The organism is Serratia nevei (assembly GCF_024160145.1).
Classification (GTDB): Bacteria; Pseudomonadota; Gammaproteobacteria; order Enterobacterales; family Enterobacteriaceae; genus Serratia; species Serratia nevei_A.
Genome location: NZ_JAMYWQ010000002.1, coordinates 79,567 through 94,932, shown reverse-complemented (window position 1 = coordinate 94,932; position 15,366 = coordinate 79,567). Strand labels below are relative to the sequence as shown.

Here is a 15,366-nt window from a genome sequence, read left to right as displayed (position 1 = left end):
TTCTTCACCCCAGCCCATACTGCACGATCAGCTGCCCTTTCTTCATCTTTAGGCCGGTGATAGCGATCGCACCCACCTCGCCCAGCGTGGCGACATGGGTGCCGCCGCAGCCGTAGGCGGGCAGTTCGCCGAAGCCGACCTGGCGCATACCGTCCACCGCCTGTTGGCGGCGCGGTAAATCGGCGGCGATCAAGCGCGCCAGCTCCGCCTGCAAAAAGTCCGCTTCTACCGCCTGCGCGTTTGGCCCCGGCGCGAAAGTGATGCGCCCTTCCCCCGGCCAATGATGCGCCTTGATCGGCCGCCAACCGCAGGTTTCTCCCAGCCAGCCGATCAGATGCCCGCCGGAGTGCCAGCGGGCGTGCAGGCGGCGCTGCGCTTCATCGATTTGCATCATCACCGGCCCGAGCGGCAGCGGCGCGGCGGTAAAGTGCAGCACGGTATCCCCCTGCTGCTGCACCCGCAGCACGGCGACGCCGCCTAACGTCCCCACGTCGGACGGCTGGCCGCCGCCCTGCGGGTGGAACAGCGTGGCGTCGAGCTCTACGGCGTAAGCGCCCGCCTCGGCCGGCGCGCAGCTCAACACCTGCGCCAGGCCCTGTACATCGTCGCTGTAGTAATAACGTCGTTCGGTCATCATTTTTCTCCTCGGTTCGAAGAGCCATTATATTCATGTCATAATCCACAGATAATCCGCCGCCATCACAATGGACCTTTGCGTCATGAGCACAAATCTTTCTTACGCCCTGTTGCCCGAAATGGCCGTTTTCGTTCAGGTGGTAGAGAGCGGCAGCTTTTCCGCCGCCGCCCGTAAATTGGGCACCTCGCCTTCCGCCGTCAGCCGTAGCGTGGCGAAGCTCGAGCAGGCGCTGGCGCTGCAGCTGCTGCACCGCACCACCCGCAAACTGCGGCTGAGCGAAAGCGGTGAAGAGGCGTTTGCGCACTGTCGCACCCTGCTGGCGGCGGCCGACGCGGTCATGGCGATCGGCGGGCGCGGCGCCGTGGAGCCCGAAGGACTGGTCAGCGTCAGCGTGCCCAAGGCGGTGGGCCGCTTCGTGCTGCATCCGCACATGCCGGCGTTCCTGCGCCGCTACCCGAAGGTGGACGTGAGGCTGCGGCTGGAAGATCGTTATATGGATCTGATCGACGATCGGGTCGATCTGGCGCTGCGCATCACCGATCGCCCGTCGCCCGGCTTGATCGGCCGCCAGTTGATGAGGATAGACCATCTGCTGTGCGCCACGCCGCACTACCTGGCGCAGCACGGCACGCCGCAGCACCCGCACGATCTGGCGACGCACAGCTGCATCTATCTGGGCGAAACGCCGAGCGACGCGCAATGGAAGTTCCGCCGCAGCGGCAAAACGGTGACGGTCAACGTGCGCGGCCGTTACGCCGCCAACCACACCGGCGTGCGGCTGGACGCGGTGAAACAGCATATCGGCATCGGCAGCCTGCCGTATTTTACCGCCCGTCAGGCGCTCGACGACGGCGAGATCGTGCAGGTGTTGCCGGAGTGGGATTTCCTCAGCAGCTATCACGGCGGCCTGTGGTTGCTTTACGCGCCCAACCAGTATCTGCCGCCCAAACTGCGGGTGTTTATCGACTATCTCGTCGCCTGCCTGGCGCAGGAGCCGCAGCTAAAGCGCCTTGCGTAGCGTGATGTTGATGCGGTGCGGCCCCACCAGCGAGTGGTAGCCTTCCTTGACCGGCAGGATGCCGTGAAAACAGAGCCGCGCCGGGCCGCCCCATACCACCACGTCGCCGTGCGCCAATGGGATGCGCCGCGCCCGGTCGCTGCGTTGCAGGCCGCCGAACTGAAACACCGCCGGCAGCCCGAGCGAGACCGAGACGATCGGCGCGCCGAAGTCGTGCTCGTCTTTATCCTGATGCAGCGACAGCTTGCTGCCCGGATCGTAACGGTTCATCAGGCAGGAATCCGGCACGAAGGGGCCGAAGCCCGCCTGCTGCGCGGCTTCGTCCGCCAACGCCATCAGGATGGGCGGAATGGCCGGCCAGCGTTTGCCGCTGCGCGCGTCGCGTTCCGAATAGCGGTAACCGCGGCTGTCGCTGGTCCAGCCGTTGCCGCACCAACTCATCGCCACCGACATCACGTGCCCGCCGGGGGTAGTCAAATGCTGCCACGGCACCTGGGCCACCACGCCCTGCACCGCCGCCAGCAGTTCCGGCCCGTGATCGCGCACGAAGCCGTGCATCACCACCGCGCCGGGGGCGATCTCTTCGCGCCACGGCGGCGGCAGCGCGTCTTCAAAAAGATCGATTGTCATCGCCAAAACCTGTATGAATACACAGTATTCATTGTAACCCGCCGCCGCCGATTGTCCAGCACCCGGCAACGCCATTGTCGTTGGCGGCAAATTTCTCTACAGTAGCCGCCATAAAATCAATCACTCACCAGGAATGCGTGTGATTAAGGGCATCACTCTTTCGGTCGTCGCCTCCATCTTGTTCGGCGCGATGTATTACTTCACCTCTACCCTCACCCCGCTGAACGGCGAGCAGGTCTACGGCTGGCGCACGCTGCTGACGCTGCCGTTCCTGACGCTGTTTATGGCGCTGTCCGGCGATTGGCGCAAAGTGGGCGACACGCTGGCCTGGATCGGCCAACGGCCGCAGCGCCTGCCGGGCCTGCTGCTCACCTCGGCGCTGCTGGGGGTGCAGCTGTGGCTGTTCCTGTGGGCGCCGCTGCACGGCAAGGCGCTCGACGTGTCGCTCGGCTATTTTCTGCTGCCGCTGACCATGGTGCTGGCGGGCCGTTTGATCTACCGCGATCGGCTGTCGCTGCTGCAAAAGCTGGCGGTGGCGTGCGCCATGGTGGGGGTGGGCAATGAGCTGTATCAGGCGGGCGGCGTCTCGTGGCCGACGCTGGTGGTGGCACTGGGCTATCCGCTTTACTTTATTTTGCGGCGGCGTTTCGGCACCGACAATCTCGGCGGGCTGTGGTGCGAACTGGCGCTGATGCTGCCGGCGGCGGCCTGGTTCGCCTTCGGCGACGGCGGCGCGGCGGCGCTGCAGATCAATGCCGAGCTGTATTGGCGCATTCCGCTGCTCGGCGTCATCAGCGCCGTGGCGCTGGTGTGTTACATCCTCGCCAGCCGCCTGCTGCCGTTCAGCCTGTTCGGCCTGCTGAGCTATGTGGAACCGGTGCTGCTGGTGATCGTCGCGCTGCTGCTCGGCGAGAGCATCGGCCAAAGCGAATGGCCGACCTATCTGGCGATCTGGCTGGCGGTGCTGCTGCTGGCGGCGGAAGGCGCACAGCACCTGCTGCGCCGCCAGCGGATCTGACTCAGGCGGCCAGCGTGGCGCCGCCGTCGATCACGATGTCCTGCATGGTGATATGGCTGGCCAAATCGGAGGCCAGGAACAGCACCGCGTTGGCGATCTCATCCGGGCGGGCGATTTTGCCGAGCGGGATCCCCAGCTTGAACATCTCGGGGAAACCGGCGATGGTGCGTTGCTGCGCATCGTCGGTCTGCCACATGCCGCGCTGCATCGGCGTGTCGGTCGAGCCCGGCGACACCAGGTTGCAACGCACGCCGAACGGTGCCATCTCCAGCCCCACACAGTGGTTCAGGCTGGTCAGCGCCGCCTTGGAGGCGCAGTAAGCCGCCATCTGCGCGCGCGGTACGTGCGCGGCGTTGGAGCCGATGCTGACGATCGCCCCGCTGCGCTGCGCCTTGAAGTGCGGCAGCACGGCGCGGAACAGATAAAACGCCCCCGAGGCGTTGACGTTGATGCACTGATGCCAGTCATCCACGCTCAGGTCTTCGGTATTGCCCATGCGCAGAATGCCGGCGGCGTTGATCAACACGTCCAGTCGCGGGTTCTCCGCCAGCTGTTGGCGGCACACCGCCTCCACCTGCTCCGGCCGGCTGATGTCCAGCGTCACGCAAGGGTAAGGCAGATCCGGGTTGGCGAATTCGCGGTCAAATCCCACCACCTCGGCGCCCTGCGTCAAAAAATGCCGGGCGATCTGCTCGCCGATGCCGCGCGCCGCGCCGGTCACCCACACGCGTTTGCCGGTGAAGTCCATCTGAATGCTCATGCGCACACCGCCATCCGGGCACGCTGCCGGGCCATGTTGTTGTTCATCGTTGTCTCCTGCGAAAGCGTATGACGCGGCGCGCACTGCGCCGCAAAGAGGCCCTACAGCGCGCCGCTGTTCAGGCCGAAAGCGTTGAGCATGGTGCCCAGTTTGGCGGCGGTTTCCATCCACTCGGACTGCGGCGTCGAAGCGGCGACGATGCCCGCGCCGGCGAACAGCCGCACCCGGTTGCCGCGCAGCAGGCCGCTGCGGATGACGATCGCCCACTCGCCGTCGCCATTGGCGTCGCACCAGCCGACAATGCCGCTGAACAGGCCGCGATCGTGCGGTTCCAGATCGGCGATCAGTTGACGGGCGCTCTCGGTCGGGAAGCCGCACAGCGCCGGCGTCGGATGCAGCAGGCAGGCCAGCTGCATCACGTTGAGGTTCGGGTTCAGCAACTCGCCGCGAATGCGGGTGGACAGGTGCCACATGGTGCCGGTGCTGAGCAGCGACGGGCCGCTGGGCACGCTCAGGCTGGCGCACAGTGGCGCCAGGTGCCGGCGAATGTCGTCGATCACCAGCTTGTGTTCATATTTGTCTTTGGTCGAGCGCATCAGGCGCTCGCTGCCGAGGCGATCCTGCTGCGGATCGTCCTGACGGCGCGCCGAGCCCGCCAGTGGATTGGTGTGGATCTCGCCGCCCTGCTTGCGGATCAGCAGCTCCGGGCTGGCGCCGATCAGCACGCCACCGTCGGCCAGCGGCAGGGAAAAGTGGTAACCGGTCGGGTTCTGCACCATCAGGTTATTGAGGATCTGGTGGCCCACCACCGGCTGCTCCAGCTCGATGTCGAGGATACGCGACAGCACCGCCTTATCCAGCTTGCCCTGCTTAAAGCGGCTGACCGCTTCCGCCACCGCGTGCTTGAAGCGCGGCTCGTCCGGAATGCTGGTGCAGGCGGCCAGGCGATGCGGCTGTTGCAGCATCGGGCGCGCGGCGCGGGTAAAGCTGTCGTTGGCGACAAACTGGCAACGTTCGGGCACATACAGGCTGGAAGGCCGGCGCGTATCGAACGGAATGGCGCCCACCACCACCGGCGTCTCCTGGCCGGCGGCTTTGGCGCGCGCCAGCGCCTGGCGGATATGCTGCGCCAGCGCGCTGTCTTCCTGCTCGCCGCCGAATGCCGGCGTCTCGATACGCTCGAACACGCCGTCGGCGGTGAGTGAACGGTACTCGGACCGATACAAGAAGGTCGAGTGTTCGGCGTACACAAAGCCGGGGAAGGTTTGGTTTTCTGTCGTCAGTGTCGCCACAGACCACTCCTTTGTTGCGCTTCGCCAATGATAATGTTTATGCGAATAATTATCATTAGCCATAAAGAAAGCTAAATTACACCGGATCCCCACCGTGGGTCAATCTCCGACGAATGAATCTTTCCACGCGCTGTGGCAAACCTGCGTTACGACACAGCAAGAAATAACACACTGTTATTATTGTGTTTTAGCAAGAAATAAAGGTGGTGACATCGTCACCTTCACGCCAAAAACGCCCGCTAAACCGCCGGTCGGCGGGGCAATTTGGCGTCAGCGTCTTAAGCAACGCTAATACAAACGTCTGCCGCTGCGTATCCACGGCGACCATGCGCGCATCGAGAAAATCGAAGTAACAGCGCACCTGCGGATAAAGCGCCTTGAACAGGCTCTCTTTGGCGGAAAACGTCAGCGTCAGCAGTTCGTTGAACGGCAACGTCTCGCGCAGCAACGCCTCGCGCTCCGCCGGGGAAACGATCGCGCCCCACAGCTCCTCCGCCCGCACGTCGGAGAGCAGCGTCTCCACGTCCAGCCCAACGCCGCCCAGGCCGCTCTCGCGGTGCACGGCGCACAGCGCGGTATCCGAATTATGGCTCAGCGCACCGGCAATGCCCGGCGGCCACTGCGGCGCGCGATCTTCGCCGCGCGCCAGGGTGAAGTCGGCGAAACCGAGCGGCGCCAACAGTTGCCGCGCCAGAACACGCCCGGCCAGATACTCCGCGCGGCGTTTCGGCACCGCGCGCGCCAGATGATACGGCAGCGCAAAGCCCGCCTCGGGAAAACTCTCGTCGCGATACTCCGCCAGCGCAAAATGGCAGCGCGCCACCTGGCCCGGATAGCCGTCCGGCGTGAAAAATTCGATATTGCGGATAAAAGTGGGTAACCGGCAGGAACCGGCGTCACTGTCCAAAGAAAGCTTAATCACCGTCGTTTAACTTCTCGGCATCCTGGCGTACCGCCACCAGCTGTGTCAGCAGTTCCGGCAACGCCGTTTGCACCGTCGCCCAGACCACTTCAAGGTTGATATCAAAATAACCGTGCGCAATGCGATTACGCATGCCACGCATGTTGCGCCAGGGGATTTCAGGATGGCGCTGTGTAAACCAGGCGCTGCCATCCATGATTTTCGTCACGGCTTCACCGATGATAATCAGACTCATAATGACGGCCTGCTGGGTGCGTTTATCTTCGATAAAATCTGCCGGTGCCAAGCCATCAACGAAATCGCAGGCATCCTGCGCCGCCTGTTGCATGTGGCTCAAATAATCGACCAACCGCGAGTCTTTCATACCGGCTGGGCCTCCGCCAACACCTGCTGGCGAAAGGCCGGTGGCAAATCGAGCGGCGTCAGCAGATCCACCTGTATGCCCAGCAGCGCTTCCAGTTCCGACTGCAGCCCCCCCAGATCAAACAACGTGGCCCCCGGCAACGCATCGACCAACAGATCCAAATCACTGCCCTCCCGATCGGTGCCATGTAGCACCGAGCCGAAAATACGCGGATTGGCCGCAGGGAACAGCCCAACCGTTTTTCGGATCGCCTGGCGATGTTCTGCAAGAACAATGGATGGTCGCATGGTTTTCTCTCCCCGTTGCACCTAACGAAATGCTAGGTGATCGGTTGAGGGGATTCAAGCACAATCCCCCGGCAGCCGCGCCTACGCCTCTCCCCCGCGCTCGTGAGAGAGGCTGGGCATTATAGAATGCCTTTCATGGTCTTCTCGAAATCGCGCCAGGCGCAGAAGCCGTCTTTGTCGATCGGGCAGCCTTTCAGCGCCAGCGTCACCCGCTGCGGCGGGGTTTGCAGCGTCAGCGGCGTTGCCTTGCGCAGCTGCTCGGTGGACTGGTAGACGTACTCAATCTTCAGCAATTCACGGCCGTTCTGCGCGTCGCGCCAGCGCTGGAACACCAGTTTGCCGCCGATCGGCGTTTTCTCGTATTGCTGCGGCAGCTGATACGGCTGGAACTGCATGGCCGACAGCAGCGAGGCAATATTGGAGTCGTGGCCGACCAGCACCGTCAGCTTCGGCGCGTCCGGTTTGCGCTCGCCCAGCAGCGCGTTGTTGATGTAGGTCAGCAGCGGCTTGGCGACGTTCTGCGCCACCACCGGCGAGGTGAACAGCGAGTCCTGATAGCCGTCTTTCAGCTGCGCTAACTGCTGCCACTGGTGCGGAGTGGCAATTTTGCCCCAGGCCACCTCTTTCATCGGGAAACCTTCGTAATACTGCAACATAAAGGCGTCCACCAGCGAGTTGCCCACCCGCAGCGGGCCGGAGACGCCCGGCTCTTTGCCCGGCACCGCGCTCATCACGCTGGCTTCTTTGGTCAGATCGCAGTGTTTGTCGGTCTTGCAGGCGGCGGAATCCTGGTAGTCGATGATCTTCGCCAGCTGTTGGTAAGCCGCGTCCAGCTTCAGCGAGCCCAGCGCGGCGTTCATCGCCGCCAGCGCCTGCTGGTTGAAGGCCTCGCTGGTGTCGGTGATTTTCGGGTTGAAGGTCGGATCCATCTCGCCCATCTTGTCCTGATGGTGCACGCTGACGTCGCAGCCGGGGAACGCGCCGTTGCTGAAAAACTGCGCGGTGGCCACCGTGCGCTGCAGGCTGTTGGCGTAGACGTACACGCTGCCGGCGGTCGGGCAGCCCTCTTGCGGCAACAGGCCGGTCTGCTTCAGCCAGGCGTTGAAATAGTGCCCCATATACACTTCCAGCACCCCGCCCTTGGTGGTCAGCTGGCCACCCGGCGTTTCCCAGGCCGGCCAGGCCTTCGGCGTAGACTGCGCCAGCACGCTGCCGTTGTTGGCCAGCGGCGCGCGCAGGTTATGGCGGCTCATCACCAGCACCTGTTCCAATTGATAACCGCCGGCTTCCGCCAGCGCGTTCCCGGTGAATAACAAAGGCAGGCACAGCAATAGCGTTTTTTTTCTCATCCGCAGAGGCTCCCGGAAAATGATTATTTTTAAGGTGTTAGCGTTTGCCCGAGTATGATGGCGGGGTTAGTGTGACAAGTGTGTGACAGGGTTCACGGGAAAGGATCGTAACCGCGGCCACCGGGCGGTGGCCGCGTGGCTTCAACTCAGTACCACAGGCTCATGATCGGCCAGCCGATCAGCAGCAGCGCGGCGATGTACACCACGCCGAGAATGCCGCCCAGGCGCCAGTAGTCTTTCGACTTCACGTAGCCACAGCCGTAGATGATCACCCCCGGCCCGGTGGCGTACGGCGTCAGCACGCCCATGATACCGATCGACAGCACCAGCAGCATCGACAGCTGCTCCATCGGCACGCCCGGCAGCCCTTTGCCGACCGCCAGGATCACCGGCAGCATGGTGGCGGTGTGCGCCGACAGGCTGGCGAACAGGTAGTGGGCGAAGTAGAACACCAGCACCAGCGCTACCACCGTCATGTTCGGCGAGAAGCCGTCCAGGTGGGTGCTCATGGTCTGGGCGAACCAGTCGATAAAGCCGGAACGCGTCAGGCCGTTGGCCATCACCACCAGCGTCGCCAGGTTAACCAGCGTGTTCCAGGCGCTGGAATATTTGGTGATCTCTTTCCACGACACCACGTGCAGCGCCAGCATCAGCGACACCGCCAGCAGACACACCGCGGTGGCGTCCAGCATTTTGCCGCCGAACACCCACAGGCACAGGCTGAGCAGCACCAGGCCGATCAGGGTGTATTCCTTGCGCGTCAGCTTGCCCATTTCCCCCAGCGCGCTATCCGCCCAGGCGGCCACTTCGCTGCTGTGGGTCACGCCCGGTTTGTACAGGTAGTAGGAGATCAGCGGCGCGATGATCAGCAGCAGCAGGCCGACCGGCAGGAACGCCAGGAACCACTGCATCCAGCTAATGTGCACCCCGGCGATCTTGCCGACGAACTCGATGCCCAGCACGTTCGGCGCGGCGCCGGTGACGAACATCGAGGAGCTGATGCTGGTGCCGACCACCATCATCCACATCAGGTAACCGCCGATGCGGCGTGAAGAGGGATCGTTGGGGAAGGAATCGAACAGCGGCGGCAGGTTTTTCACCACCGGGAACACCGTGCCACCGGTGCGCGCGGTGTTGGACGGCGTGAACGGCGCCAGCAGGATATCGATGATCACTACCGCATAGCCCAGCGTCAGCGTGCGCTTGCCCATGAACTTCACCAGGAACAGCGCGATGCGCCGCCCCAGCCCGGTGGCCTCGTAGCCCAGCGCGAAGATAAAGGCGCCGAACACCAGCCAGACGGTGGTGCTGGAGAAGCCCGCCAGCCCCCATTTCAGCGCCTCTTTACCGGCCTTGAAGCCCGGCTCCGCCAGCTCCTGCGCGCCGAACAGCACCCAGTTGGCGCTCAGTACGCTGACGGTCACCGCGATAAAGCTGATGGCGGTGGCCGGGATCGGCTCCAGAATCATGCCGACGATCATCGCCACGAAGATGGCGAAGTAGTGCCAGGCCTGCGGCGGCATGCCGTCGGGCACCGGTATCAATAACAGGATCGCGAGCACCGCCAGCGGCGCTATCGCTTTCCAGATCTTTTCCTGGGTTTGGGACATAGGGATTCTCCTGAAGGCTTGGTTATTATTCTTGGGCACCCAGCTGCGCCAGCAGCCAGGTCACTATCAACAGGTCGGCGCTGCCGCCGGGGCTGAGGTTGCGGGCGATGCAGTCGGCATCGAAGCGCCGCAGGCGCGCCAGGCCCGCCTCCCCGGCCGAGCCGCCCTGCGCCAGCAGCAATGCCGCCCGGCGCCGCAGCCAGCGCAGCCCGTGCAGGCCGCCGCGCGAGGCGACGTTGGTGTCGTCGTTGTGGGCCATCAGCCACAGCAGGCTGTCCAGCAGCGCCCGCTGTTCGCCGCCGCCGCCGGCCAGCCGTTGCCGATACAGCGGCAGCGCGCCGTCAATGACCAGCCGGAAACCGGCCTCCGCCTCGCCGCGCGCGCCGCTCAGCCCGTGCGCGGCGAACAGCCGCTGGCCGGCGGTCTGCCCGGCGTTGTTGCGCCGCAGCTCGCGATCCACCAGCCCCCGGCACATCGCCGCCACCTCGGCGCACAGCGCTTCGGCGCCGATGGCGCGGCCCTGCTGCTGCAGGCGGCCGAAGGCGGTGCACAGCAACCCGAGCGAGAACACGCTGCCCTTGTGGGTGTTAATGCCGCCGGTAGCGCGAAACATCTGGTTTTCGCAGGCCAGGCCGAGCGGCCGCAGCCGCGCCAGCTGCTGCTCTGCCGGCAAAGCGGCGTCTTCGCGCCCGCGTTGGATAAAGCGCGGTAGCCACACGCCGATGGCGCGGGCGCTGCGGTAGAAATGCCCGAGATCCATGTCGCGGTGGGCGCCGGTGTTATGGCGATCCACCAGCCCCGGCTTGGGCGTGAGGTTGACTTCTACCAGCAGCGCGCGGAAAGCGGCGCGGGCGAAGTCGCAGGCCGGCTCGGTGCAGCGGGCAGGCAGGTTAATCGGCAGAGATCGCATCGTTGAACATCCTTTCCATTTCATGCAGCAACTGCTCGCTGCTGTGCCGCCGCTGGCGGGCGCAGATCTTGGCCGGTTGGCCGCACAGCAGGCAGCGCCGTTCCGGCAGGCCAATGTCGCGGCGCGACAAAATGCGCCCCTGCGTATCCAGCACATCGATATCCCACAGCCGGCCGATCGGGCGGCTCACCTCCAGCTGCATGGCGCAATCTTTCACCCGCTGGGCGTCGGCGCGCAGCGCCACAAACCCTTCGCAGCCGGTGGAGAGCGCCAGCGCCTCGGCCTGCGGGCTGGGCCAACCCTGTTCGGCGCACAGCCGCAGCAGTGCCGCCCACCCCAGGTTAAAGATGCCGCGCGTCAGCGCGCTGTCCTTCACCGGGCCGGGCACCACCAGCGTCAGCACCAGCAGCGTGCACTCGTGCTGCGCCAGCCACGCCTGTTGGCGCGCCTGACGGCATTCGCGGCTGGTGAGCAGCGCCGGCAGGCTGACCGCGCGTTCGGCGGCCAGTTGGGGATCGACGGCGGCCATCGCTTACTCCGCCACCTGATGCACCACGTCGATCACCGAGCCGTCGCGGTAGCGCACCACCGCCACCACCTTGTCGGTAAAGGCGATCGGCTGCGGTTCGCCGGTCAGCTGCAGCGCGCGGGCGCGCAGCCAGTCGATGCTCACCACCTCGAGGCCGGCCGCCCGCAGGCGCTGCGCCAGCTCCGGCCGCGCCGGGTTGACGGCGATGCCGTGATCGGTCACCAGAATATCGATGCTGGAGCCCGGCGTGACGCAGGTGGTCACCTGCTCCACCAGCGTCGGGATGCGCCCGCGCACCAACGGCGCAACGATGATCGCCAGCCGCGCGGCGGCGGCGGTGTCGCAGTGGCCGCCGGACGCGCCGCGCAGCACGCCGTCGGAGCCGGTCAGCACGTTAACGTTGAAGCCGGTGTCGATTTCCAGCGCGCTCAGCACCACCACGTCGAGCCGATCGACCGACGCGCCCTTGGAACTGAAGTTGGCGTATTGGTTGGCGCTGATTTCGATATGGCGCGGGTTGCGCGCCAGCGAGGTCGCCGCCGCCCGATCGAAGCTCTGCACGTCCAGCAGCTTGCCGATCAGCCCTTTCTCGTGCAGATCCACCATGGTCGAGGTGATGCCGCCGAGGGCGAACGCGGCGCGAATGCCGCGGGCGCGCATCTTGTCCTCCAGGAACCGGGTCACCGCCAGCGAGGCGCCGCCGGTGCCGGTTTGCAGCGAAAAGCCTTCGGTGAAGTAGCCGGAACCGGCGATCACCTCGGCGGCGCGGCGGGCGATCAGCAGCTCGCGCGGGTTCGAGGTCATGCGCGTGGCGTCGGCGCCGATCTTGTCGGCGTCGCCCACCCGCTCCAGCTGTACGATCAGATCCACCCGATCCTGCGCCAGGCTGGCGGGATGATGCGGATACGGCACCAGCTGCTCGGTCAACAGCACCACGGTGCCCGCCGCCTCGGCGTCCACCCGCGCATAGCCGAGCGAGCCGCAGCAGGCTTCACCGCTGTAGCCGTTGGCGTTGCCGAACTCATCGCAGGCCGGCACGCCGAGGAAGGCCACGTCTATCTTCAGTTCGCCGGATTCGATCAGGTTGACCCGGCCGCCGTGCGAGTGAATTTGCACCGGCTCCGCCAGCAGGCCGCGCGAAACGGCGTCCGCCAGCGGGCCGCGCAGCCCGGAGGTATAAATGCGGCTCACCACGCCGTGGCGGATATGCTCAACCAGCGGCGCATGGCAGTCGGTGAGCGAGCTGGAGGCCAGCGTCAGGTTGCGGAACCCCATCGCCGCCAGCGTCTCCATCACCTGGTTGAGCGTCAAATCGCCGCCGCGAAACGCATGGTGGAAGGAGATGGTCATGCCGTCCTGCAGCCCGCTGCGGCGCACCGCTTCCTGCAAGGAGTCGCACAGCTTGAGATCGCGCGGTTTGCGCGCCTGCAGGTTGGCTTTGGACACCTCCTGATAGCCCGGCAGATCCGCCGGGTTGGCGAAGGTCATCAATCGTTGTTGGCGGTTCATCATGCTTCCTCCCCGGGCTGCGCCGGTTCTTCCCGTAAGCCGGACAGCGCGGCGCGCTCCAGCACCAGCCGGGCGCGTTCAATCACCGGGCTGTCGACCATTTTTCCGTTGAGCGACACCACGCCGCGCCCTTCCCGCTCCGCCGCTTCGGCGGCGTCCACCACCCGCTGCGCGTGCGCCACCTCTTTGGCGGTCGGCGCGTACAGGTTGTGCAGCAGCTCAATCTGGCGCGGGTTAATCAGCGATTTGCCGTCGAAGCCGAGCTGTTTGATCAGCGCCGCTTCCTGCAGGAAGCCGGCCTCGTTATTGGCGTCGGAATAGACGGTGTCGAACGCCTGAATGCCGGCGGCGCGCGCCGCCTGCAGCAGCGAACAGCGGGCGAACAGCAGCTCGATGCCCTCCGGCGAGCGTTCGGTGCGCAGGTTGCGCACGTAGTCTTCCGCCCCCAGAGCGATGCCGATAAGCCGCGGCGAAGCGTGCGCGATCGCTACCGCGTTGGTGATGCCCTGCGCCGATTCGATCGCCGCCAGCAGCCCGGTGCTGCCGACCGGCCGCCCGCAGGCCGCTTCGATGGCGGCAATCTCGCGCTCCATGTCGACAACGTCCTGCGCGCTGTCGGTCTTCGGCAAGCGCACGATGTCCGCGCCGCCGCGCACCACCGCCTGCAAGTCCGCCAGGCCATAGGCGGAGTCGAGCGCATTGACGCGCACGATGGTTTCCACCTCTTGGTACAGCGGATGCTGCAACGCGTGGTATACCAGCCGGCGCGCCGCGTCTTTTTCACGCAGGACAACCGAGTCTTCCAGATCGAACATCAGCGCATCGGCCTGATAGATAAAGGCGTTGCTGACCATCGCCGCGTTGGCGCCGGGGACGAACAGCATGCTGCGGCGCAGCCGGGTTTTATTCAGCGTTTTCATCTTTCGCCTCCCACGGCAGTTGGCCGCCCTCGCAGGCGCGCATCAGCGCGGTTTCCAACCGGGCGCGCAGCACGCAGTCCAGCGCCCCCTTGTCGTCGACGATCACCTGCACCGGCTCCACCTCATAACGCTGCAGCACCTCCAGCAGGGTGTGGCGGATCGCCGCGCCGAACTGTTTTTCCACGCTGCTGGCGATCAACAGATCGTGCTGCGGCCCCTCGGCGGGCGCGATGCGCACCATGACATCGCTGGATTCCAGCGTGCCGGCCATTGCTTCTCGGATAATTTTCATCATTCACCTGATTGTGCGGACTCAAAAGGATGCGGGGCCGCCTTGGCCCGGCGCTGCGTTTGCAGATCCTGCAGGTAGTACAGGGTGTCCGGCGGCACCAGCGGCGCGGCGGCGTGGAAGTCCCCCGCCGCCAGCAGCTTGCGCACCCAGGAGGCGGAGATCGCCGTGCCCTGATATTGCAAACGCTCGATTTCCACCAGCGCGATCGGCGGGCTGGGCAGCGCCGGCGTTTCCAGCCAGTAGCGCATGTCGCGGTTGTATTTCGCGGTCACCGCGCAGAACGGCTCGTTGCCGACGAAGCGGTGGGTGATGCCCAGCGCGGGCGCCAAATACTGGCGGAAGATCTTCAGATCGATTTCGGTGTAACAGTCGTCGGCCACACCCTGATCCTTGATGAAGTAACAGGGGAAGGTGGCGCGCGAGATCACGTACTGCGAGCCTTCGTGTACCGTGAGATTGGGGATATCGGCGGTGCCGGCCAGCACCAGCCGGCGCCGATCGTCATAGCTGAAGCGCGAGGTGTTTTCCTTCACCAGAAACAGGTGCAGCCAGTCGCAGCGTTTGGCCGCCTGGCGCACCAGATACTGGTGCCCGCGGGTGAAGGGGTTGGCGTTCATCACGATGCTGCCGAGGGTGTCGCCCGGCCGGCGCTGGCTCGCCAGCTGGGCGGCGTAGCGCTGCAGGCGGCACGGGCTGTTTTCCATCAGCACCACGATGCCCGGCACGGTGGCGATCGGGTAGAAACCGCATTGGCGGAACAGCGGCTCGTTCTGCACCTTGGTGTAGATAAACAGCTGAGTGTGGTGGCGCTCGTAGGCCAGGTTCACCAGCTCGGTCGCCAGCGCCAGCGCCAACCCTTCGCCGCGCATCAGCGGGCTGATGGCGACGCATTTGATAATATTGTCGGCGATGCCGCCGCAGGCGACCAATTTGTCGTGCTGGGTAACGGTAATAAATATTTCAACCGTGGTGTCGATATTCAGATCGTTACTGCGCAAGAAGGCGCTTATTTCCGAAATCGCTTTATGATCCGATCGCTTTACCCGATTAAATACGGCATCGCCTAACATAACACGCTCTCTGGGTTAACTGGCAAACAACAAATTAAATACAAAAAGGCATTTTAATTAACATCAACAAGGGTAATTAAAACCTTAAAAACCATGAAGATAAATACAACTCTGCGCTCGATAAATTAATGGTAAACAGAAAAAAAACGCGGATTATTGACCTAATTCACAAACCGATTCCGGTTAATAAGTTATTTAATGTTCTTTATTTACTTAATTAATCTTATGGTGTTTATTATTGAGATAATC

17 protein-coding genes are annotated in these 15,366 nt (G+C 64.3%); 2 read left to right on the top strand and 15 right to left on the bottom strand.

Features of this window, described 5'->3' with window-relative positions:
• Positions 1 to 4 precede the first annotated feature (4 nt).
• A complete protein-coding gene (locus M6G53_RS02310) occupies positions 5 to 634 on the bottom strand; it encodes an alanyl-tRNA editing protein (RefSeq protein ID WP_253328928.1) in 630 nt (209 codons plus the stop codon).
• A gap of 85 nt (positions 635 to 719) precedes the next feature.
• Between M6G53_RS02310 and M6G53_RS02305 the strand changes: the two genes are divergently transcribed.
• Positions 720 to 1,655, top strand: a complete 936-nt coding sequence (locus M6G53_RS02305) for a LysR family transcriptional regulator (protein ID WP_253328584.1) — start codon at positions 720 to 722, stop codon at positions 1,653 to 1,655.
• Here M6G53_RS02305 and alkB read toward each other — a convergent pair.
• Positions 1,638 to 2,285: a DNA oxidative demethylase AlkB gene (gene alkB, locus M6G53_RS02300; protein ID WP_049199131.1), complete on the bottom strand. Its 648-nt coding sequence runs from the start codon at positions 2,283 to 2,285 to the stop codon at positions 1,638 to 1,640. The two genes, M6G53_RS02305 and alkB, sit on opposite strands and share 18 nt — an antisense overlap.
• 139 nt (positions 2,286 to 2,424) lie before the next feature.
• On the opposite strand from alkB, the gene rarD reads away from it, so the two are divergent.
• A complete protein-coding gene (rarD, locus tag M6G53_RS02295) occupies positions 2,425 to 3,303 on the top strand; it encodes an EamA family transporter RarD (protein WP_253328583.1) in 879 nt (292 codons plus the stop codon).
• 1 nt (position 3,304) lies between these two features.
• Here rarD and dhbA read toward each other — a convergent pair whose 3' ends face one another.
• The 13 genes from dhbA to citC form a co-directional block, all read right to left on the bottom strand.
• Positions 3,305 to 4,063 (bottom strand): 2,3-dihydro-2,3-dihydroxybenzoate dehydrogenase, encoded by a 759-nt coding sequence (dhbA, locus tag M6G53_RS02290; protein WP_147840141.1) that lies wholly within the window; start codon positions 4,061 to 4,063, stop codon positions 3,305 to 3,307.
• A gap of 101 nt (positions 4,064 to 4,164) precedes the next feature.
• Positions 4,165 to 5,355: an isochorismate synthase gene (locus tag M6G53_RS02285; RefSeq protein WP_366519473.1), complete on the bottom strand. Its 1,191-nt coding sequence runs from the start codon at positions 5,353 to 5,355 to the stop codon at positions 4,165 to 4,167.
• 187 nt (positions 5,356 to 5,542) lie between these two features.
• A complete protein-coding gene (locus M6G53_RS02280) occupies positions 5,543 to 6,277 on the bottom strand; it encodes a 4'-phosphopantetheinyl transferase family protein (protein ID WP_253328582.1) in 735 nt (244 codons plus the stop codon).
• On the bottom strand, positions 6,270 to 6,641 hold the full coding sequence (locus tag M6G53_RS02275) for a HepT-like ribonuclease domain-containing protein (RefSeq protein ID WP_253328581.1): 372 nt from the start codon (positions 6,639 to 6,641) through the stop codon (positions 6,270 to 6,272). Before M6G53_RS02275 ends, M6G53_RS02280 begins: the two co-directional genes overlap by 8 nt.
• Positions 6,638 to 6,928 (bottom strand): nucleotidyltransferase family protein, encoded by a 291-nt coding sequence (locus tag M6G53_RS02270; RefSeq protein WP_015378435.1) that lies wholly within the window; start codon positions 6,926 to 6,928, stop codon positions 6,638 to 6,640. The genes M6G53_RS02275 and M6G53_RS02270 overlap by 4 nt, the downstream gene beginning before the upstream one ends.
• Before the next feature lie 119 nt (positions 6,929 to 7,047).
• Entirely contained in the window at positions 7,048 to 8,277 is a 1,230-nt protein-coding gene (agp, locus tag M6G53_RS02265) for a bifunctional glucose-1-phosphatase/inositol phosphatase (protein ID WP_253328580.1), read from the bottom strand.
• A 146-nt stretch (positions 8,278 to 8,423) separates the two neighbouring features.
• The gene (locus M6G53_RS02260) at positions 8,424 to 9,887 is read right to left on the bottom strand and encodes an anion permease (protein ID WP_253328579.1); all 1,464 of its coding nucleotides are present in this window, start codon (positions 9,885 to 9,887) and stop codon (positions 8,424 to 8,426) included.
• A gap of 25 nt (positions 9,888 to 9,912) precedes the next feature.
• Complete coding sequence (gene citG / locus M6G53_RS02255) at positions 9,913 to 10,797, bottom strand: triphosphoribosyl-dephospho-CoA synthase CitG (protein WP_253328578.1); 885 nt, start codon at positions 10,795 to 10,797, stop codon at positions 9,913 to 9,915.
• Positions 10,778 to 11,326 carry a citrate lyase holo-[acyl-carrier protein] synthase gene (gene citX, locus M6G53_RS02250; protein WP_253328577.1) on the bottom strand — a complete coding sequence of 183 codons (549 nt, stop codon included), beginning with the start codon at positions 11,324 to 11,326 and terminating at the stop codon, positions 10,778 to 10,780. The genes citG and citX overlap by 20 nt, the downstream gene beginning before the upstream one ends.
• A 3-nt stretch (positions 11,327 to 11,329) precedes the next feature.
• A complete protein-coding gene (citF, locus tag M6G53_RS02245) occupies positions 11,330 to 12,835 on the bottom strand; it encodes a citrate lyase subunit alpha (RefSeq protein WP_253328924.1) in 1,506 nt (501 codons plus the stop codon).
• On the bottom strand, positions 12,835 to 13,755 hold the full coding sequence (citE, locus tag M6G53_RS02240; protein WP_253328576.1) for a citrate (pro-3S)-lyase subunit beta: 921 nt from the start codon (positions 13,753 to 13,755) through the stop codon (positions 12,835 to 12,837). The genes citF and citE overlap by 1 nt, the downstream gene beginning before the upstream one ends.
• Positions 13,739 to 14,047 (bottom strand): citrate lyase acyl carrier protein, encoded by a 309-nt coding sequence (gene citD / locus M6G53_RS02235; RefSeq protein ID WP_019452464.1) that lies wholly within the window; start codon positions 14,045 to 14,047, stop codon positions 13,739 to 13,741. The genes citE and citD overlap by 17 nt, the downstream gene beginning before the upstream one ends.
• On the bottom strand, positions 14,047 to 15,117 hold the full coding sequence (gene citC, locus M6G53_RS02230; RefSeq protein ID WP_253328575.1) for a [citrate (pro-3S)-lyase] ligase: 1,071 nt from the start codon (positions 15,115 to 15,117) through the stop codon (positions 14,047 to 14,049). Before citC ends, citD begins: the two co-directional genes overlap by 1 nt.
• Positions 15,118 to 15,366 lie beyond the last annotated feature (249 nt).

What these genes read in the sequence shown, in the direction of transcription:
- citD (WP_019452464.1), bottom strand. Translation starts at nt 14,047, where the DNA reads ATGAAAATTATCCGAGAAGCAATGGCCGGCACGCTGGAATCCAGCGAT.
- M6G53_RS02275 (WP_253328581.1), bottom strand. Translation starts at nt 6,641, where the DNA reads ATGAAAGACTCGCGGTTGGTCGATTATTTGAGCCACATGCAACAGGCG.
- citC (WP_253328575.1), bottom strand. Translation starts at nt 15,117, where the DNA reads ATGTTAGGCGATGCCGTATTTAATCGGGTAAAGCGATCGGATCATAAA.
- citF (WP_253328924.1), bottom strand. Translation starts at nt 12,835, where the DNA reads ATGAACCGCCAACAACGATTGATGACCTTCGCCAACCCGGCGGATCTG.
- citG (WP_253328578.1), bottom strand. Translation starts at nt 10,797, where the DNA reads ATGCGATCTCTGCCGATTAACCTGCCTGCCCGCTGCACCGAGCCGGCC.
- dhbA (WP_147840141.1), bottom strand. Translation starts at nt 4,063, where the DNA reads ATGAGCATTCAGATGGACTTCACCGGCAAACGCGTGTGGGTGACCGGC.
- M6G53_RS02270 (WP_015378435.1), bottom strand. Translation starts at nt 6,928, where the DNA reads ATGCGACCATCCATTGTTCTTGCAGAACATCGCCAGGCGATCCGAAAA.
- citX (WP_253328577.1), bottom strand. Translation starts at nt 11,326, where the DNA reads ATGGCCGCCGTCGATCCCCAACTGGCCGCCGAACGCGCGGTCAGCCTG.
- alkB (WP_049199131.1), bottom strand. Translation starts at nt 2,285, where the DNA reads ATGACAATCGATCTTTTTGAAGACGCGCTGCCGCCGCCGTGGCGCGAA.
- agp (WP_253328580.1), bottom strand. Translation starts at nt 8,277, where the DNA reads ATGAGAAAAAAAACGCTATTGCTGTGCCTGCCTTTGTTATTCACCGGG.
- M6G53_RS02260 (WP_253328579.1), bottom strand. Translation starts at nt 9,887, where the DNA reads ATGTCCCAAACCCAGGAAAAGATCTGGAAAGCGATAGCGCCGCTGGCG.
- M6G53_RS02305 (WP_253328584.1), top strand. Translation starts at nt 720, where the DNA reads ATGAGCACAAATCTTTCTTACGCCCTGTTGCCCGAAATGGCCGTTTTC.
- M6G53_RS02310 (WP_253328928.1), bottom strand. Translation starts at nt 634, where the DNA reads ATGACCGAACGACGTTATTACTACAGCGACGATGTACAGGGCCTGGCG.
- citE (WP_253328576.1), bottom strand. Translation starts at nt 13,755, where the DNA reads ATGAAAACGCTGAATAAAACCCGGCTGCGCCGCAGCATGCTGTTCGTC.